At 45.5% G+C, this 20,163-nt stretch carries 15 protein-coding genes and 1 pseudogene; 4 read left to right on the top strand and 12 right to left on the bottom strand.

Annotated elements, in window-relative coordinates:
• Positions 1–49 precede the first annotated feature (49 nt).
• Positions 50–814, top strand: a complete 765-nt coding sequence (locus AC1DP6_RS20590; RefSeq protein WP_477056501.1) for an EI24 domain-containing protein — start codon at positions 50–52, stop codon at positions 812–814.
• A complete protein-coding gene (locus AC1DP6_RS20585) occupies positions 814–1,527 on the top strand; it encodes an SAM-dependent methyltransferase (protein WP_441576438.1) in 714 nt (237 codons plus the stop codon). Before AC1DP6_RS20590 ends, AC1DP6_RS20585 begins: the two co-directional genes overlap by 1 nt.
• Before the next feature lie 119 nt (positions 1,528–1,646).
• Here AC1DP6_RS20585 and AC1DP6_RS20580 read toward each other — a convergent pair whose 3' ends face one another.
• Entirely contained in the window at positions 1,647–2,036 is a 390-nt protein-coding gene (locus AC1DP6_RS20580) for a hypothetical protein (protein WP_477056500.1), read from the bottom strand.
• A gap of 23 nt (positions 2,037–2,059) precedes the next feature.
• Positions 2,060–3,433 (bottom strand): M20/M25/M40 family metallo-hydrolase, encoded by a 1,374-nt coding sequence (locus tag AC1DP6_RS20575; RefSeq protein ID WP_477056499.1) that lies wholly within the window; start codon positions 3,431–3,433, stop codon positions 2,060–2,062.
• A gap of 178 nt (positions 3,434–3,611) precedes the next feature.
• Between AC1DP6_RS20575 and bshA the strand changes: the two genes are divergently transcribed.
• Positions 3,612–4,751, top strand: a complete 1,140-nt coding sequence (gene bshA / locus AC1DP6_RS20570; protein ID WP_441576435.1) for an N-acetyl-alpha-D-glucosaminyl L-malate synthase BshA — start codon at positions 3,612–3,614, stop codon at positions 4,749–4,751.
• Here the strand turns inward: bshA and AC1DP6_RS20565 are convergent.
• From AC1DP6_RS20565 to porU, 8 genes are all read right to left on the bottom strand, one after another.
• Entirely contained in the window at positions 4,748–6,136 is a 1,389-nt protein-coding gene (locus tag AC1DP6_RS20565; RefSeq protein ID WP_477056498.1) for a murein hydrolase activator EnvC family protein, read from the bottom strand. The genes bshA and AC1DP6_RS20565 overlap by 4 nt on opposite strands.
• Positions 6,137–6,225: 89 nt before the next feature.
• Positions 6,226–7,677: a murein hydrolase activator EnvC family protein gene (locus tag AC1DP6_RS20560; RefSeq protein WP_477056497.1), complete on the bottom strand. Its 1,452-nt coding sequence runs from the start codon at positions 7,675–7,677 to the stop codon at positions 6,226–6,228.
• A 90-nt stretch (positions 7,678–7,767) separates the two neighbouring features.
• The gene (gene lolB1 / locus AC1DP6_RS20555) at positions 7,768–8,604 is read right to left on the bottom strand and encodes a lipoprotein insertase outer membrane protein LolB1 (RefSeq protein ID WP_477056496.1); all 837 of its coding nucleotides are present in this window, start codon (positions 8,602–8,604) and stop codon (positions 7,768–7,770) included.
• Between the two features lie 26 nt (positions 8,605–8,630).
• On the bottom strand, positions 8,631–10,367 hold the full coding sequence (locus AC1DP6_RS20550) for a tetratricopeptide repeat protein (RefSeq protein ID WP_477056495.1): 1,737 nt from the start codon (positions 10,365–10,367) through the stop codon (positions 8,631–8,633).
• Positions 10,368–10,370: 3 nt separating this feature from the next.
• Positions 10,371–10,814, bottom strand: a complete 444-nt coding sequence (dut, locus tag AC1DP6_RS20545; RefSeq protein ID WP_441576430.1) for a dUTP diphosphatase — start codon at positions 10,812–10,814, stop codon at positions 10,371–10,373.
• 37 nt (positions 10,815–10,851) lie between these two features.
• Positions 10,852–11,340 (bottom strand): 2-C-methyl-D-erythritol 2,4-cyclodiphosphate synthase, encoded by a 489-nt coding sequence (gene ispF, locus AC1DP6_RS20540; RefSeq protein ID WP_441576429.1) that lies wholly within the window; start codon positions 11,338–11,340, stop codon positions 10,852–10,854.
• Positions 11,341–11,470: 130 nt separating this feature from the next.
• Positions 11,471–12,646: a type IX secretion system outer membrane channel protein PorV gene (gene porV, locus AC1DP6_RS20535; RefSeq protein WP_477023472.1), complete on the bottom strand. Its 1,176-nt coding sequence runs from the start codon at positions 12,644–12,646 to the stop codon at positions 11,471–11,473.
• A gap of 105 nt (positions 12,647–12,751) precedes the next feature.
• Positions 12,752–16,159 carry a type IX secretion system sortase PorU gene (gene porU, locus AC1DP6_RS20530; RefSeq protein WP_477056494.1) on the bottom strand — a complete coding sequence of 1,136 codons (3,408 nt, stop codon included), beginning with the start codon at positions 16,157–16,159 and terminating at the stop codon, positions 12,752–12,754.
• A gap of 153 nt (positions 16,160–16,312) precedes the next feature.
• Here porU and AC1DP6_RS20525 point away from each other — a divergent pair, with 153 nt between their 5' ends.
• Positions 16,313–17,863, top strand: a complete 1,551-nt coding sequence (locus AC1DP6_RS20525) for an SUMF1/EgtB/PvdO family nonheme iron enzyme (protein WP_331972568.1) — start codon at positions 16,313–16,315, stop codon at positions 17,861–17,863.
• A 75-nt stretch (positions 17,864–17,938) separates the two neighbouring features.
• Here AC1DP6_RS20525 and bcp read toward each other — a convergent pair whose 3' ends face one another.
• Complete coding sequence (gene bcp, locus AC1DP6_RS20520) at positions 17,939–18,400, bottom strand: thioredoxin-dependent thiol peroxidase (protein ID WP_133807411.1); 462 nt, start codon at positions 18,398–18,400, stop codon at positions 17,939–17,941.
• A gap of 1,373 nt (positions 18,401–19,773) precedes the next feature.
• Positions 19,774–19,956 (bottom strand): annotated as a pseudogene (locus AC1DP6_RS20515) (M23 family metallopeptidase); the annotation flags it as partial.
• Between the last annotated feature and the right edge of the window lie 207 nt (positions 19,957–20,163).

Raw genomic sequence — 20,163 nt, 5'->3', positions numbered from 1 at the left:
CATAAAACAGGAACAAACACAAATTCAGTTACACTAAAATATTCAGGCGTTGTTTTCATTCAGAGAAGTACTGTCGGCTGTTCAGTCTTACGGAAAAGCCCACCAATTTATACTGCAGCATAAATTATGGAAATGGATACTGATACCAGGCATTATATATTGCCTGTTATTTTTTACCGGCTTTTACTTTGTATGGGGATATTCTGGTGACTTCGTGGAATACCTGACTAAGCTGATGCACATTACAGAGTGGGTACAGGACCTGGAAAGCAGCTGGATAAGTTTTCTTTTTATATTAGTCGCCTTCTCTATCAGAATCGTTTTTGTTTTCTGGTATTTCTCTTATTTCAAATATTTGTTCCTGATAGTGGCATCTCCTGTTTTTTCTTATTTATCAGAGAAGACAGAGGCCATTCTTGATCACAAAGATTTCCCCTTCAGCTGGTCGCAGCTGGGACARGATATCCTGAGAGGTATCAAAATGTCCTGCCGCAATATTGTTTATCAAACAGCCGCCATCCTGGTATTGTTACTGGTATCATTTATACCTGTGATTGGCTGGCTTACGCCGATGGTAGGATTCTTTATTGAATCTTATTTTTACGGTTTTTCTATGATGGATTACAGTTGTGAGCGGCATAAATTAAATATGTCGCAGAGCATCGATTTTATACGGCAGCACCGGGGCATGGCCCTGGGTAATGGAATGGTGTTTTACCTGTTCATGCTTATTCCCGTGTTGGGTTGGATGCTGGCGCCTTCTTATGCAGTGATTGCTGCTACTATTGACTTACAAACTAAAAGACTGAAATAATGAATACCCCTGGCAAAGTGTACCTTGTTCCTACTGTGCTGAGCGCCGATGCCTTGTTTAGCATTCCTGCATATGTAACTGCTATTGTGCAGCAGCTATCTGTTTTTTATGTAGAAAATGAACGCACCGCCCGCCGCTATTTAAAAGCGCTGGACAGAAATATAAATATAGATGCCCTGCAGTTGCTGATCATGAATGAAAATCAGCCACCAGACCTGGCGCTCGCTAAAAAGTTATTACTCGAAGGCAAGGATATTGGTGTGCTGAGTGAAGCCGGATGCCCTGCTATTGCAGATCCGGGAAACCTGATCGTACAGGTGGCTCACAGCGTAAATGCAAGGGTAATACCAATGATTGGCCCCAACTCCATGCTACTAGCCCTGATGGGCTCTGGCTTAAATGGACAAAACTTTCAGTTTGCAGGCTACCTGCCCATCAAACCACCGGAAAGAACAAAAATGATCCGCGAACTGGAACAGGAATCCGAAAAGAAAAACCAAACACAACTGTTTATAGAAACGCCTTACCGCAACAACCAGTTAATGAAAGATATACTGGATAACTGCAAGGACTATACGAAAGTATGTGTGGCAGCAGATATCACTGCTCCTACTGAATATATTAAAACGAAGACAGTGAAAGAATGGAAACAACAGATACCTGACCTTCACAAGCGGCCAGCCATATTTCTGCTGTTGGCAGCAAGCGAATAAAAAAATTACGAATTTCAAATTACGAATTACGGATTTGTGGGTAGATGGTAAACGCGGATATTATCCAATACATTATCTACTCACAAATCCGTAATTCGTAATTTGAAATTCGTAATTCTCTATGGAAGCTCCTGCTTGTTGGGATCTTTGATAGAAATAACACTGTCCACAATAAACGGACTATAACCTCTCCAGGGAATAGCACCCAGATACTCTTTATAGTGCAGCTCTACTACTTTACCACTGGCTGTCATCAATTGCTGCGCAACCCGTTCGTTGCTTACGGAAAACTGGAATTCATTTGACTGAATCGTTCCTACCACCTTCCCCCGGTACCCCGACTGTATCAGCTTGCCCTCATAGGTTTTAAAGACAAACCCCTTATTCACAAAATAATTCAGCTCACCTGCCTTTACTCCCTGTCCGAAAACAAAATAGTATTTATAAAAGAATATACCTCCCAGTACCAGTATAATAATACTTACAACAATAAAGACAAAGCGACCCATAAGGACATTTTAGTGATGGATGATCAGAAATTCAGATCTACAAGATAAATCAAACCGGCCATACCAAAAGCACCCAATTCCAGCTCTCTTTTATTCACCGCTTCAAATACATCGCTAGCCGCATGATGAATGTCGAAATAACGTTGTGAGTCAGGATAAAGTTCAGCCATAGGTGTACCCAATGCCTCATTCAGTTGCCCTACATCTGTTCCACCACCTTCTTCTGCAAAATCATAGATGCCATAGGGCTCAAACAGTGGTTTCCAGCTGGCGATTTTTGCTTTTTTAGCAGCATCCATCGTAGTGGAAAAACCACGTGGGGTAAAGCCACCGGCATCACTTTCCAGGGCAAAGATGTGTTTCTCGTTCTTCGCCTTGGCTACTGCCGCATATTTGGTACCGCCACGGGTGCCATTTTCTTCGTTGGCAAACAATACCACTCTCAATGTATGTTCCGGCTTTATTCCCAGCGCTTTGAAAGCACGTAATACTTCAATAGACTGTACGCAACCGGCCCCGTCATCATGTGCGCCTTCGGCTACATCCCAGGAATCGAGGTGGCCGCCAACCGTGAGGTACTGATCCGGATATTTGCTCCCCTTCAGTTCCCCGATCACATTATGGCCTACTACATCTTTCAACATTTCGCAGTTGGTACGCAGGAACACTTTGGCATCGATATCGTCTTTAATGCGCTGGCTCAGGCGATCGGCATCTTCCAACCCAATGGCTACTGCAGGTATCTTAGGATAGGCACTGTCGTAGCGCATAGCGCCTGTATGCGGGAAGTTATTGGCGCCATGAGACATAGAGCGCACAATGACTGCCAAAGCGCCGTATTTAGCCGCCCTGCTGGCTCCCACCCCACGATACATCACGGCATCGCGATAGGAATGGAATGTTTTTATATAAGTGGGATTAAAATGAACGTTATAGAAAACGATCTTTCCCTTTACCTTGTCTTTTTTAGCCTCCAGGTCATCAAAAGAAGCAACTTCCAGCACTTCTGCCGTCACTCCGTCCGGGCCGCTGCCAACAGAGTTTCCCAAAGCCAGGACATTCAGTGGTGGTATAAAATCGCGGCGTTTGGAAATAATACGGGCTTCTTCCCTCGCTCCCCTCACCCAATGCGGCACCATGCACTCCTGCAGGTATACCGTATCAGCACCTGCTGCTTTCAGCGCAGCTACTCCCCATTGTTCTGCTTTCGGCATCTGGGGAGATCCGGCTAAACGGCCACCAATGTTTTTGGTGAGGTTGCGCAGATTTTCATAAGCAGTGCTGTGAGTTAAGACTTCGTCAGCTAATTTTCTCAGGGTGGCTGAATCTTTCTCCTGCGCCATTGCCAGGGCTGGCAATGAACAGGCTAATAAAATTGGCACAATATATTTTCTCATGTAGCAGGTTAATTTATGGTTAAAACTACTAAAAAAGCCGAAGGCAAAAAGCATAAAGCTATCCAGGTGGGTGCCCGATAGCCGGGGTCGCTTCCCATGGCCACTCCTGGCAGCGTTTTGCTTTATGCTGTATCCATTCTGCTTTTTAGTACCTTTGCAGAATGCAAAAAATTAACTCATGCGCATAGGAATAGTATGTTACCCTACTTACGGTGGTAGTGGGGTACTGGCCACCGAGCTGGGTAAAGCTCTGGCAGACAAAGGCCACATGGTCCACTTTATCACATATCAACAGCCTGTAAGGCTTAACGCGTTTCACGCTAATATATATTATCACGAAGTACAGGTTCCCACATATCCACTTTTTGACTTCCCTCCTTATGAGTCTGCACTGAGCAGCACCATGGTGGATGTGATCATTAACCAGAAGCTGGATCTCCTGCACGTACATTATGCGATTCCACATGCCTCCACGGCATATATGGCGAAGCAAATCGTGAAAAAACATGGCAGAACGGTTCCCTTTATCACCACTTTGCATGGTACTGACATTACCCTGGTGGGCAAGGATAAGACTTACGAGCCGGTAGTTACCTTTTCCATCAACGAATCAGATGCTATTACCGCAGTATCTGAAAACCTGCGGGATGAAACCTACAAGTCCTTCCCTATAGAAAAGGATATCACGGTGATCTACAACTTTGTGGATACCCAGCGTTTCAGCCGCCGGGAACTACCTCATTTCAGGCAGGCGATAGCACCTAACGGTGAAAAAATATTACTGCATGTATCCAACTTCCGTAAGGTGAAGCGGGTACCTGATGTAGTGAAAATATTTGCCCTGGTACGCAAAGAATTACCTGCCAAGTTACTGCTGGTAGGTGATGGTCCGGACAGACCTTCCATTGAATGTCTCTGCCGGGAACTCGGTATTTGCGAAGATGTAAGATTTGTAGGAAAACAGGAGCAACTGGAAGATGTGATGTCTATCAGTGACCTGTTCCTGCTGCCATCAGAATATGAGAGCTTCGGTTTGGCGGCACTGGAAGCCATGGCGGCACAAGTGCCCGTGATATCTTCCAATGCAGGTGGTTTACCTGAGATCAACATCCCCGGCCAGACCGGCTACATGAGTAATGTAGGCGATGTGGAAGGTATGGCAGCTCACGCCATCAAGTTGCTGACAGACGAAACATTGCTGGCACATGTACGGAAAGGTGCATTGGAACAAGCCCAACGCTTTCATATAGATAATATCATTCCCCAATACGAGGCTTTATACGAAGAAGTATTGCTAAAACAGGTACAATTGCTTTAACGGGAACGGATCCATTTTTCAGGATTCTGTTTCACCATATTCCGGTATATCTGTAATTCTATCTCACCGGTATTACTACCAGGCCCGGAGGCGGCAGCACCCAGTGTTTGACCGCGTTTTACATTAGCACCTTTGCTAACACGTACATCCAGTAATCTCACATAATTGGTAAAATATTTTCCATGGCGTAGGGTAACCATATACCCTGCGCCTGGTACCATAAATACCATGATTACTTCTCCGTCAAAAATGGCTTTTACCGCAGCACCTCTTGCTGTAGCGATGATAATGCCATTATGATCTACTTCAATTTTACCCACTCTTCCGGTGCCGAAATGCCCGGTAATACGACCAGCTTCCACCGGCCATGGTAAACGGCCACGGTTGGCTTCAAAGTCGCGCGACAGCGATAATGCTTCCGGTGTAGCTACCAGCACATCTTCGCTGGAGGTCTTCGCTACCGGAGCATCCTCTTCTTCTTCTTCCTTCTCCTCTGCTACTGGTTTCGCAGGTGGTTTTTTATGTGCTTTTCTGGCTGCTTCCAACGCCGCTTTTCGACGGGCTGCGGCTAGCTCCCGCTGCTGTTTACGTTTTGCATCCGCGGCCTTTTTCCTTGCCAGTGCCTGTGCGGCGGCTCTTCTCTGTGCAGCTGCAATTTCGCGCCGGATGGCATCCTGGATGGCCTGGTCTACCTGCCGGGCTTCTGCCTTACTTTTATTGATATGCTGCTGTAGTTCCTGTTCCTGGTCTTTCAGTTGGGCAATAGTTTGATCCGTTTCCTTTTTATCAGCAATAAGGGTTACCCGCTGTTGCTGTTCTGTATGTAATGCGCCGGCTTTTTGCGCCTTTTGTTCCTGTAAAACCACCAATTTCTGTCCCAGTAAAGCTTTGGTAGACAGGAGGTTTTCGGCCTGTTTACGTCTGTTTTCCCGGTATTGCTGCAGGTATTGATAACGGCGCAGGGCATCATTAAAGCTGGTAGCGGAGAAAAAGAAGCTCAATACATCATAGGAGTCCCGGGTTTTGTAGGCATACACTACCAGTTGCGCGTAGCGGGCCCGCAGGGAATCGACTTCTTTCTCCAGCGTTTGTACGTTATCGTTAGTACTGCTGATGTCTCCTTCAATTAAACTGATTTCTTTGTTAATATTTACGATCTGCGCATTGCGGGAGGCAATCTTATTTTGTAACTCCCGCTGCAGACTAAGGTTCTGGCGGGTAGACTTCTTTGTTTGCTGCAGGGTTTTATTGGCTTCTTCTATTTCTTTCAACAGTTCCTGCTTACGGTTTTCCAGTGCCGTGCGCGATTGTCTGTCACCCCGCTGTGCATACAACAGCGCAGGCAATAGCCATAGAGCCATCAAAAGAGGGATCAACTTTCTCAAAAAAAATGCATTTGGTTAGTAAGCGCAAAGCTGAAAGCATCATCAAATGCTTTCAGCTTTTATCTCTTATAGTTTCAGTTCTAGTTAAATTATCTTCTCCGGATCCACTGCTCAGGATTCTGTTTGGTAATACCTTTCCATATCTGCAGTTCCACCTCACCAGTGTTTTCAATATCGTTGGTGCTGGCAGTACCTATTACCTGACCGGTTTTAACATTATCACCTTTCTTCACCCGGGTAGTTTGCAAACGTACATAAGTAGTGAAGTATTGTCCATGACGGATAATAATTACATATCCTGAGCCTGGCATTACCACTACAGATTTCACTTCACCGTCGAAGATGGATTTCACGGCGCCGCCTTTGTTGGTAGCAATCACAATACCATCTGACGGTACCTGGATATGTTCCATTACAGCGTGTTGGTGAATACCAAAATGTTCGATGATGTTACCGGCATCTACCGGCCATGGGAGTTTACCACGGTTAGCTTCAAAACTTTCTGACAATGCCAGTGCTTCCGGTGTTGCTTCCAGTACGTTTTCGGTACGGGTAGTTTTTTCCGGTTCCGGGGTCGGCTCTGGTGTTTTAACCGGAGCTGGAGCCGGTTTTTCCGGCGCTGGGGCAGGGGTATTATTAGCCGTATTATTGTTATTGTTTGCAGCAGCGGCAGCAGCAGCCCTGGCTTTTTCTGCGGCAGCTAATGCAGCGGCTTTACGTGCCTCTTCATCCCGTCTGCGCTTTTCTTCTGCGGCTTTACGGCGGGCTGTTTCCTCCTCTATCGCTTTACGGCGGGCATCTTCAATTTCTTTACGGATTACCGCCCTGATAGCCACCTGTACTTTCTGGGCATCTTTATTACGCTGGTTGATATCTGTTATCAACTCTTTTTCCCGTCCCTTCAGTTTATTTAAGACTTCATCTTTTTCTTTCTTATCTACTTCCAGGGTAGTTCTTTGTTCCTGTTCTGTTTTAAGTGCGTCGGAACGTTTTACCCGTTGTGATTCTAGGTTCTGTATTTTCTGATTTAGCTGATCCTGTGTGCTCACAATGTTATCTGCCTGTCTGCGGCGGTATTCGCGGTATTGTTTTAAATACTGGAAGCGTTTCACTGCATCATTAAAACTTTGAGCAGAAAACACGAAGTTCAGCATATCGTAGGAAGAGCGATTCTTGTAAGCATATACCACCAGGAGTGCATATTGTGCTTTCAGGGTATCCAGGTCTTTCTGCAGGGTTTTTACATCCCGGTATGCGGAGTTGATATCGCCGTTGATAAAGTTTATTTCTTCATTGATATTGTTGATCAGCCGGGAACGCAGCGTAATTTTATCACGCAGTGCACGAAGTTGGCCAAGACTTTCCTTGGTAGACTTCTTGGTTTCCTTCAGTTGTTCATTTGCCTCATCTATTTCTCTTTGCAGCTCCTTTTTTCTTCGCTCCAGTTCCTCCCGCGATTGCTGCTGTTGCCCATTATTCTGGGCAACCAACATGGCTGGCATTAACCATAGCATCAACATCAACGGGATAATCTTCTTCAAATACAACATGACTGATTTTAGTAACTGCAAATTAAATAAATATACAACGTTTATTAGTTTAATGAAGATGACATTTACTCAGTTGCCATTTTACATGCGCTTATAGCTCGATGGCATACTAAACGGAAAACTGAGTGGGATATCAAAATCATAGCGCGTAAAATCCAGCGCTACTTTCGTTACATTTTTCTCTTCCACATATATACGGCGGGTAGTAGGGAATTTACGCCCGGCTACTTTGGTATAATCGCCATAAGTAAGTTCGCAGGAACGCTTTACAGCGCTGGCGCTATCCTTATCCATCACTTTGCTCTGCTGTAATCCATAATCATCTGCAAACACATTAAACAGGCTTACAAACTTTGAATGATTACAACTGAAGGAAATAATAGAAGGTGTTTTCACCACCTGGTATACAGAGTCTGTCAGGTATACCGGATTCCCAATGAGCATATCCTGCAGGGTCTGGAAATCAAATGGTATATTCAGCAGGTCCTCTGCATCAGACATCTTCCGGAGAAATAATTGTTTATCCAGACGATTATACATTTTAAGGCTATCCGGCGTAATCACTGCCCTTATCACTTCATCTACAATCGGAGCCGAAATAGATATCCAGATGATGCTATCTTTTTTAATACGAAAAGTAGCATTCAGGTTATTATGGCTTTTTTTATCTGTTTCAAATGCSAGCTTCATTTTGCCGGAAAAAGTATTAAAATCGATATGATTGGCATGTATTCCCTTCAGCATATCGTTGGTAAACCGGGCCAGTTCCTCGTTAGATGAACTGTCTTTTACCACTGTTACCTTACTGGTATCAGCAGCCGGGAAGGAACTACGGGCCAGTTTTTTGGGATGGCGGCAGGCCACCATACCCAGGCCTATGGTTACTATTAAAAGTGTGACGATGGTTTTTCTCTTCATTGAGCGATAAACTTATAGCTAAAAGCTTATTGAATATATCTTTTTTCAGCGATCTTACGGGCGAGGTCTACAGAGGAAGCTCCTTTGTCTTTCGCCATCTGCCAGTATTCTACTGCTTTTGTTACTTCTTTCAGATTAAACAGGATATCCCCGTAATGCTCCAATACATTCGGGTTTTTCTGCGCGTCCGGATATTGTAGTGCTTTTTCGATCCACTGTTTTGCTTCTCCAAACTTTTCCTGCCGGAAAAGAATCCAGGCGTAAGTATCCATGTAGGTTGGACTTTCCGGTTCCAGATCCAGGGATTGTTTTGACAATTCAGCGGCTCTATCCAGGTTTTCCCCCCGTAAAGAGAGGTAATAGCTGTAATTGTTCATGATCAGCGCATCTTTAGGGCGGAGTACCAGTGCCTTTTCGTAGCTGCTGTCTGATTGACGGTGTTGTCCGGTAGCATGGTAAGAATCACCCAGCAGAGAATAAATATCTCCCAGGAATTTCTTCTCCCCATTACCAATTTCCAATGCGGCATTCAAAGAATTAATCGCATTAGAATATTGTTGTAAAAGAAAACTGGCTACCCCTTTAAAGTAATAGCCCATAAATTCTTTTGGAAATTTGGTGGTCACGTTATTGCTGAGTGTCAGCAAAGCGGTGGGATCTTCTTTGCGGGAGTAAATCCACATCAGTTGATACCATACAGAGAAGCGGGTATCATCCAGGCTCAGGGCCTTTTTATAGCTGGCTTCTGCGCTGTCGAGCATATCGGCCTGGGAAAACATATCACCGCGCAAGGCGTATGCTTTGGCGTCTTTCGGGTGTGCTTTAATAATCAGGGAGGTAAGATGCAGGCCTTCTTCCAGCTTGGTAGTATCCGTGTTCATCATCTGGAGATAAGGATACACGTAAGCTACTTTTTCATCGATGCTATAACCCGGATTGGCAAATGCTTTGGTGAGATTTGCCCAATAAGTGTTCATGTCATTATTCTTCTTTGCGTAAGAAGCTAATGCAATCAATGCTCTTGGATTGTTCTGATCTTTTGTGAGGATGGTACGGTATACATCTGCTGCATCTACGATACGATCGTTGGCATCATATATTTCTGCCAGCAGGTAGTAGTACCTTATTTCCTGAGGCTCCTGGTTAATGAGTTTTTTTATTTCCGCTGCAGCTTCATCTACCATGCTCATTTTGAGCAACAGTTTTTGTTTTTGGTAGATGAGTTCTTCTACTACGCCTACTTTACTTTCCAGCTGGTTAAATGCAGCCAGTGCAGATGCCGCTTTATTGGCTTTTGCCAGTAATACGCCCTTGTTGTAGAGATAGTCTTCGTTATCAGGATACTTATTGGTGAGTCCTTCGAAAACGAAAGCAGCGCTGTCGAACTTTTCATTCACTGCATAGGCGTCTGCCAGGGTTACCTGGAACCAATGGTTTTCAGGATCCAGCGCTACCGCACGGCGGGCAAAAATGAGTGCGTTGCCGGCATTTTGTACTTCTATGAAGAGACGGGCCAGTTCATAATTAACGGTGGCATTATTTTTATTCAGCCGCAGATAGTCAGCATACTGGGTTATAGCCGTGCGATAGTCGCCCAGCATTTTAGATCGCTGAGCAGCAAAGAAAAGGCTATCTGCCCGCTGTGAAAGCACAGCAGCATTCTTAACGGAAGTGTTACCACGTGATGCAGATTGCCTGGCACCACTACACGCCCCCATTAATAAAATACCTGCCAGCCCTATAACGGTGAAGTATATCCGCATTTATCAGGATTTACCGGTATGTCCAAAACCACCTACGCCTCTTACTGTTTCAGTGAGCACAGTTACCGGTTCTATTACCGCCTGTACAAAAGGGGCGATGATCATTTGGGCAATACGATCGCCGGGTTGTATGGTTTGCGGTTCGTTGGATAAGTTGATCATAATGATTTTAATCTCCCCACGGTAGTCGGCATCTATGGTGCCGGGCGTATTCAGCAGGGTTAATCCCTGTTTGATAGCCAGCCCGCTGCGGGGACGGATTTGTGCTTCATGTCCTGCTGGTAATTCCATGAATAAACCAGTCGGGATCAGCATCCTTTCCAGTGACTGTAATGTAACTGCTGTTTCCAAATGTGCGCGGAGGTCCATTCCTGCCGCATCTGCCGTTGCATAAGCCGGTAATTCATTACCAGACTTATTGATGATTTTCACTATAATATCCGCCATTGAACAAAGATATTTTAAAATAATTACGAATTGCGAATTACTGGGTGATATGCTCCAGCAATACGACAGCGTGTGCTGTAACGCCCTCCTCGCGGCCTACGAAGCCTAGTTTTTCAGTAGTAGTAGCCTTCACAGATACGTCTTCTATACCGATATGCAGGGTTTCTGCAATCACGGCCTGCATGGCAGCTACGTATGGTTTTATTTTAGGCGCCTCCAAACAAAGGGTACTGTCTACGTTTACCACCTGGTACCCCTTTTCCCCGATCAGTTGTGCACAGCGGGCTAATAATATTTTACTGTCGATGTTCTTATAGGCATTATCCGTGTCAGGAAAATGTACCCCGATATCACCTAAGGAAAGCGCACCCAACATAGCATCACAGATAGCATGTAACAGCACATCGGCATCACTGTGTCCCAGCGCTCCTTTATGATGAGGTACCAGTACACCACCCAGCCAGAATTCACGGCCTTCTACCAGCTGATGAAAATCTACCCCCAGTCCAATACGTATCCTACTCATATTTGTAATAATTTAATCATTTTGCCAATCCGCAAGGTAAGGCAATAAATATAAAAATCCCCCCGTTTGGCGGAGGGATTCAACCGTTTAACCAGTTAATTATTTAGTTAAAGAAAAGACAAAATGTTCATTACCAGCCTGTACGGGAATCCTCATCTCTTGGCCCCAGGTCAAAAGTCAGGGTAAACCGCAGTGTATTGGACAGCGGATTACGTTGAATACCTGATCCTGAAGGTACGAGGTAAGAAAAATTCAGGCCGAAGATGTCATACTTCACCCCGATACCGGCGGTAAAATACTTACGATTGCCCTTATTCTTATTTTCATTGAAATATCCTGCTCTTACTGCAAACTGCTGATTATACCAGTATTCCATACCCACGGAATACATCAGTTCCTGCATTTCTTCCTTAAATCCTCCCGGCGCATCGCCAAAGGAACTGAACATTCCTTCCAGTGAGCTTTTGCTTTTATATTTTCCTGCAGAATCCGGCGTAGGCACCAGTAATTTATTAATATCCAGGGCAAATGTTAACTGATTGGTTTCATCCAGGGCGATGGTGTACGCAGTACCAATTCCCAGGTTGGTGGGTATAAAATCTTTTTCCTGTGCAGAGCTCAGGTAAGAAATTTTGGTACCCATATTGGAAATAGCCATCCCGATGTTTAATTTATTCACCAGTCCATCTGATTTCTCAAAATCCTTGGTATAGAACCCGGATAAGTCCACGGCAAATGCCTTAGCGGCTTTCACCTGAACCCCATCCACAGATTGTCCGTTGGCCAGGTTGGAATAAATGAAATGCCCGGTTAACCCAATAGAAAAGTGTTCTGACAGCTTACGGGCATAACCCGCATCCAATGCAAATTCCCGTGCATGAAAATCCTGGATAGGATTACCATCTCTGTCGGTGAAAGCAATGGTGCCCAGCGAAAAATAACGCAGGGATCCGGAAATGGCCTGTTGCTCATCCAGTTTGGTATAACCATTCAGGCTGGCCAGAAACACATCGTTCACCAGTTCTTTTAACCAGGGAGTATAAGTAACTGCAAGACCAGCGCTCTTTTCGGCAAATGGCAGCTTGGCAAGATTGCTATATATGGAATAGGCATCTGCAGAAGTTCCCAACCCCACGTCTCCCATGGCTCCACTGCGTGCATCCGGTGTAATGCGCAAAAAAGGTACAGCGGTGTTAATAGGTACTGAACGACCATCAATTTGCCCCGTAGAAATTTGCGCTGAGGATTTAAAACTTATGAAAGTGCCGTAAATGAACACGAGGCCCATTGTTACCTTTCGGATCATGCAGATTTTGTATTTGATAAGGATGTAAAAATAATCTTATTTATTAATATAATACAGAAAGGGGTTTAATTGGGATAATGGCAAAAATTATTTTCCTTGCATAGGCTATAATAACACCAGCTTACCGCCCTTTATTTTTGTTCTTTTCGTGGTTCTGATTGTTAATCTGTAAACATATACTCCCGGGGGTAACTTTGCTCCCGAATCACTACGTCCGTCCCAGGGCATGCCATCATAACGACCGGCTGTGGAAATTATTGTACTACGCATTGTTTTTACCAGACTTCCTGCTACTGTAAATACCTGTAATGTTAGCTGTAGTTCTTCTCCCTGCTGATTGTGCAGGAAGGTAAAACGTGTTACATCGTGGAAAGGGTTCGGATAGTTCCTCACCTCCTCTACTGCCAGCGCCTCCTGTTCAGTTACTTTAAAATAAATGGTAGTTGTAGCAGCATTGTTGTAAGTATCCCAGGCTTTAATTGTTATCCTATGTTCTCCTGCTAACAAACCTTTCAAAGGGTACAATATATTCCCTTTTTTGTAACTGTTCAAAGATGACTCAAAATAATCATTTAATACAATATATCCAGTACTATCCAGAATTGCTATAATACTATGATTATCATTATTCCCTGACATATTGATACCACTACTGTCTGCCAGATCGATGATCAGCATAGGGTCCGGGCCGGTTATATCTCCGCTTCTGAACTGGCGGTTATCCAGCCAGGCGTTTATAGCAGGTCCTGTTATGTCGGCTATAGGTCCCGCAATGATTCCACCGGTCGTAAAATTATCAAAATAACCACTTCCATCCAGCTGATCATTATTGGTATAATAGCTGATCTTCCCCTTTCCGGTGCCTTCGCGAATGTCGCGGGGAGCCACAAATGTAAGGGAAAACTTGCCTGCTGCTACTGTTTGTGTTCCCTGAAACAAAACATTACGCTGTACCCTATACCCTTCCACACTGCTCCCGGCATCATTGCCTCGGGTTTTCTGCAGTGTAGGCTGGTCATATATAGTCGTATAGAGGACACCGCTATAGTCTGTTACAGTATTCCCCTGTGCATCAGCAATATGTCCCCTGATAGTATAGGTCCCTAACCCTTTCAGTGTATCTATGCCCATCGGTACTACTCCATTTATAGAATCTGTGATTACTTTATAAGCCGGAAATGCCAGCGTGAACGCCGGATCCCCCAGCAGCTGAAATTTACGATTATTGACTGCATCCGCAGAGGTATTGTAAGTAACATTTTTTGCCAGCATAACGGCAGTTCCCAGTGCAGGCATCTTTCCATTGGCTGCAGGGGCAAAAGCGACTTTCAGGTAATTGGCATTCATGAGCTGATTGGAAGCCGCAAAAACGGCCCGGGTAGTGGTCATCAGCGCAATTGCACCTCCGGATTGCTGCAATAGTATTTTATGCCCCAGCGAAGTTATTCCCGGATCATCATAAGGTGCAAAGTCGCAGGTAGCGGTAATGAACAGGGGCAATTTATTATCGTTATGCCAGGCAGCAATGCTGTTAGCATCCATAATATTTTCGGCTGCCAGGCGGGAATTACTGCCATGACCCGAATAATTCAGCATCAACGCACCCTTGTTGATCCGGTTGGCAATAGCCGTATTCACCTGGGGATAAGTGGCGCCCCCCGAACTTGTTTCCTGCAGATAAGCATCCAGGTAAATCTTTTCTGTATTTAATATGGGGGCATTGCCTGCGATGACGGTCGCCATTTTTTCGGCGTCCTCCAGGTGCAGGTTATCATCTTCATCGTCTGCCAGTATAGCTACCTGGTTACGCCAGGGGCCAAAGGCCGCCGGTTGCCGGTACCGCACTATCTTATCTACAGCCAAAGCGGCTTCACTCACATTACGCGCCGGAATACGTCCTATGCCTATATCCAACCGATCGGGTACACTGGTTTGGGTAATATCTCCCCCATCCTTTAGTATCCCGAAATAATCATCTGATACGTAGGAGCGGATAGCATCCAGAGAGGCTTCACTTTGCCAGGAGGGAACATCGTTGGTATTATTTTTTATACGCTGCCGGTAATCATACGAGGCGGCTCCAAATAACAGGAGGTAGCGGGGTACTGGTCCCCGGTCATAAAACATTTTTACATAGTCCCGGACGGCAGTGGGATCGGGTGTACCAGAAGCAAATTCATTATATACCTGGTCAATAGTCGTTACCTGCACCGATAGCTGATCCTGTGCACGGTGCATGGCTGCCAGTCTTTCTGCAGGCCCTTTTAATGCGGTTGTGGTAACGATGATCATATCTGCTACGCCATTCCCATGCAGATCCTGGTTAGGCACCTGGCCTGCAAATACAGGCAGCAGCGCGGCCTTGTCGTAGAAAGCAATGTATTCATGCAGGCGCTCATTCTTTCCGGTAAACAGCAGGGAATCTCCCTGTGGCTGATACTTGACGGCGACCGGCTTTACCGGATCGGTGACATCCCATATTTTCGTTTGCACATCAGCGTTATGGAGTGCAAAGCGACTGTTTTGCCCGCTACCCACGTAAAGGGCACTACGAAAATCGAGCATACCTCCTACCGGCATTACCAGCGGACAGGGAGCCTGTACTTCGAGGTAATCCAGCCATCCCCGGTCATTAATATTGTTGGGAGCGAGCTCCACTCCTATATCCAGCTGCGCCTGGGACGCATTAGCGCTGCCGGTGGCTGCAGCGGCAGTAGCTACGCCTTCAAAAATATTATCTGTTACCGGCAGCAGGTATAAATTGCTGACCGCTGTTGCATTATTCACAGTGGCATTAAAATTACATCCGCCACCACTGCGGGCGGCCGCCCGCATACTCACCGTAACCGGTCCTGCCGGTGACGCAGGCAGCGTAAAACGATAGTTGCGGGATAACCCCAACACCTTACTGAATTCCGTTCCCCACCACTGTTTGCCGCTGCCCAGGAAGTTAAAGCTATCGCGTTCATAAAACGCGCGATAAGTGAAAGCATATTCGGGAGCACCGGTTGCCGGCGGGTTATTATCTGCCTGTACCCGTAATCCTTCTCCCCCCACGGTTATATAATAAAAAGAAGCATCCGAATAAAGATTACGCTGGTGGGTAAATGTCCGGGAGACCATATTATAGGACCAGCTATGTGGACCAGGGGCATAAAAAAGCAGGTAGTCATTTCCGTCCAGTATGCCATCTCCTCCATCTTGCGCATACATGGCTACTTCCGGCAAATCGTCATACCGTGGGGTATTGTTGGGCTCCCCCAGCATTTGTCCACCATTACCAAACAGCCGGATGGCAGTAACCGGTAGCTGCTGGGTATTGATACCCATACTTTTCAGGAAGGCAACATCTATTTTATAGACCCCGGGATCGGTGATCGACAGCTTGTACCAGCTCCCGGTAGCCAGGGCGGAGTTTTTTTTATATTGACGGATACTGCTTTGGGCATATATTTCGGGTTGCCGCAGCAAAAAAATCAGGAACATCCCGATAAAAATATAATTGAGTTTCATTATCTTAATCGCAGTTTTTCGACCGGTTGATGTAGAAAACCCTTTATCAGCAGGGACGAATGGCAGCAAATTACAAATTAATTTTTTTCGCCATAAAATAAAAAAGAGTACATTTGCGTTTACTGTAAATATACTAGACTAAAGCTGTATCGCATGCGTAGATTAACCTCTTTATCATTGCTCGTAGGTACCAGCGTAATGCTATCCATGAGTGCCTGTCATAAAGACGGCGGGGGACTTTTCGGTAAGAAGAAGGAATCTTCTTCCGCTACGGGCTGGAACTACAACGACCAGAAAATGGGCGGTTTCAGCGTAGCTAAAAACGTTGCCCAGCAAACGGGGCCCGGACTTGTGTTTGTACAAGGTGGTACCTTTGCGATGGGAGCAACGGAGCAGGATGTAATGGGCGACTGGAATAATATTCCACGTCGTATCACTGTTTCCTCTTTCTACATTGATGAATCTGAAGTAGCCAACGTACATTATCGTGAATATCTTTACTGGTTGAACCGCGTTTATGGCGAGTCATTCCCGGATGTTTACCGCAATGCACTGCCCGATACCCTGGTATGGCGTAGTGAACTGGCTTACAACGAACCATTGGTAGAATATTATTTCCGCCACCCGGCCTACAACGACTATCCGGTAGTAGGTGTTACCTGGAAACAGGCAACCGACTATTGTAAATGGCGTTCCAACCGTGTAAACGAAAAGTTGCTGATGGATAAAGGCCTGCTTTCTAAAGCAGATGTCGGTAACCAGTCAGACGACAATACTTTTGACACCAAGTCATACACCGCTGGTTTGTACGAAGGTACTCCCGGCAAGTTGTCTAAAAGTGCCAAAAATCAATTTAAAAACGCAGACGGAACTCCCCGTAATGCTGCCTTTGAAGATGGCGTAATGTTACCAAACTACCGCCTCCCAACAGAAGCAGAATGGGAATACGCCGCACTGGGTTATATTGGTCAAAACCCTGGCCCTTCCAAAAAAGAAGGCAAACACGGGGAAGAGCTGATCATGAACAAACAGGTATATTCCTGGGGTACCAACACCAGCGGATTACGTGATATCCGCCGCGGTACCATGCAGGGTCAGTTTCTGGCCAACTTCAAACGTGGTTCCGGTGATAACATGGGTGTGGCCGGTGGCTTGAATGACCGTGCTTCCATTCCAGGTCCTATCCGCTCCTTCTACCCTAATACGTTTGGCATCTATAATATGTCAGGTAACGTAGCAGAATGGGTACTGGACGTTTACAGACCACTGAACCCAATTGATGGGGAAGACTTCAACTACTTCCGTGGTAACAAGTTCCAGACTGTTTACCAGAATGAAAATAAAGAACTGGAGAAAGATAGTCTCGGTCACCTCAAAATGCGTGATGTAACAGACGAAGAAAGTGCTAACCGTCTTAACTACCAGAAAGGTGATGTAATCAACTACCTGGATGGTGACTCCCTTTCACAGGTCGAATATGGTTACGGCGTTACTACGCTGATCAACGATAAATCACACGTGATCAAGGGTGGTAGCTGGAACGACCGCGCTTACTGGCTTTCACCAGGTACCCGCCGTTACATGCAGGAAGATATGGCCACTAACACCGTAGGTTTCCGTTGCGCCATGGATCGTGTAGGTAGCCCTGAAGGTAATAAGTTTAAAACCGGTAACCTGTTCAAGAAACAGCGCCAGAAGAGATAACAGTTATAACTGAACATAAAAAAAGAGCGAAGATCAGTGATCTTCGCTCTTTTTTTATGTTCTTTTTTTCGCTGACTATTTCCAGAGTTCCAGAATCTCTTCTGTATGATTTTTGGTATCCGGCTTTTTAATGATGTGAGCAATTACACCCTTTTCATCAATGAGAAAGGTAGTGCGGTGAATGCCATCATACGTTTTCCCCATCATTTGTTTTTCGCCCCAAACACCGTACTGGTTTACGATCTTCTTGTCTTCATCCGCCAGTAAAGTAAAAGGCAGATCAAACTTTTCTATAAACTTCTGGTGGCTTTGCTCACTATCTGTGCTTACGCCTACTACTACATATCCTTTTTTCAACAGCGCATCGTAATTATCACGCAGGTTGCAGGCCTGAGCTGTACATCCCGGGGTATTGTCTTTCGGATAAAAATACAGAACCACCCGCTTTCCTTTAAAGTCTGTCAGGGATACGGTTTTGCCGTGCTGATCATGTCCTTTAAAAACCGGGGCTTTATCGCCTTCATTTAAGTTTCCCATATATAAGGTTTTAGCTGTTTAAAATTATGTTCCTAACGCTTAAAAGATAGTCTGTATGTTCCTTCGTTGCCGGCAATATCTGTTACCTTCATCACCAGGATATGTGTGCCCGGCTGGCAATGTTCATCAAACGTATAGGTAAGCACGTTACTCCTACGGGAAAACAATAACCATTTGCCATCCAGTTCTGCCCGGTAACTTTTAATACCACTGGCATCGTTCATGGCAAAAATTATTTTCGCGGCTCTAGCCAGACTCGCCCCTGGCTTCACGCCCAATGGCGTTACCTTCGGCGCAATGGTATCCACTTCCAGGTGAAAGTTGCCAAAGTCACGGAACGTTCCTTTATACCAGCCGTTTTCCAGTGTAGTAGCAGAAGCATTGCTGCCCATTCCTTCTCTCACCATCACTACTTTAGGTTGCAGGTTTTCGGGAACCGTACGGGAAGCACGCAAACGTACATTGAAGAAATCGTGTACCGGCACCAGTGGGTTGTGCAGATGATATACATTAGAATATGCTTTGGTACTGACAGATGGTGTTTCTGCATAGTTAAAGCAGATCTTGTCGTACAAAGCATCTTCATCCAGGTAAAATTCTACCTGGTTATTTTCGAAGATATTGCGTGAATCAGGATACATGAGGTTGGCACAGCTTTTATCTGCGGCTTCAGGTCCTCCCTGCTGCAGATGGAGCTTCACAGTAGACGTATTCCCGTAAGCATCTTTTACCAGCAGCTTTACTTCGTGCACAGCACCATCCTCCAGGTGAATAGTACCATCTCCTTTCAGATCGTGGTAGATATCCAGTTTATTGCCGGGTAAAGAGAAGAGCAGCTGATAATACGGACCACCACCCTTCTTCACTTTATAATCTATATGCGCATTGAGGTAGCGGGTTTCTTCATAGCCGATGTTATCCAGCTGAAAGTCGATATCCGGCTCACCGTTTTGCAATAAAGTAACTTCGTATATGCCGTAGATGTTACCTGTATTCATGCGATCTACCGCACTCACCCCTAATCCTGCTTTCGCTGCATTAATTTTAATGACCGGCTGGGTGGTCACATATTCGCCTCCTACTTTTTTCACCGGCAACATAATAGGCTGCTGTTCATAAACACTTTTCTCCCGGTCGTAGACAGCGATGCGATATACGTCCGGCGCGTGGGTATCTGCAATATCGAATCCAAAGAGTAGCGGATTCAATGGTTTTTCCGACTGGGTATTCCTGATTTCAAAGTGCAGGTGCGGGCCGGCAGAACCTCCGGTATTACCACTCCAGGCTACAAAGTCGCCTTTCTTTACCGGGAACAATCCGGCAGGAATAGCCAGATCGCTTGCCCAGCTTTCCACCTGGTATTGTTGTTTCTTTACATATTGTTGCAGCGCCGGGAAAAAGGCATTTAGATGCGCGTATACGGTCGTATATCCATTGGGGTGAGTGATGTATAATACATTCCCGAATCCCGTATGTGAAACGCCAATACGGCTTACATAACCATCTGCGGCAGCATGTACCGGCAGATTCTCCTTTTGCTGGGTTTTAATRTCCATTCCCGAGTGGAAATGGTTAGGACGCAGCTCACCAAAATTCCCTGCCAGCTCTATTGGAACATTCACCGGATTTCTGAAATAGCCCTGGGGATAGTCCTTTACCGGAATGGTTTGCGCCTGTAATAATTGCGGTAGTAAACAAAATAGACCGATGACTCTCTTCATAATATTGCAAATGTAGGGAAAAGAGAAGTTTGTCATGCGGAT

Source organism: Chitinophaga sp. 01L420, from assembly GCF_056399985.1.
The sequence above is the reverse complement of the archived record's forward strand: the minus strand, read 5'-3'. Positions and strand labels throughout refer to the sequence as shown.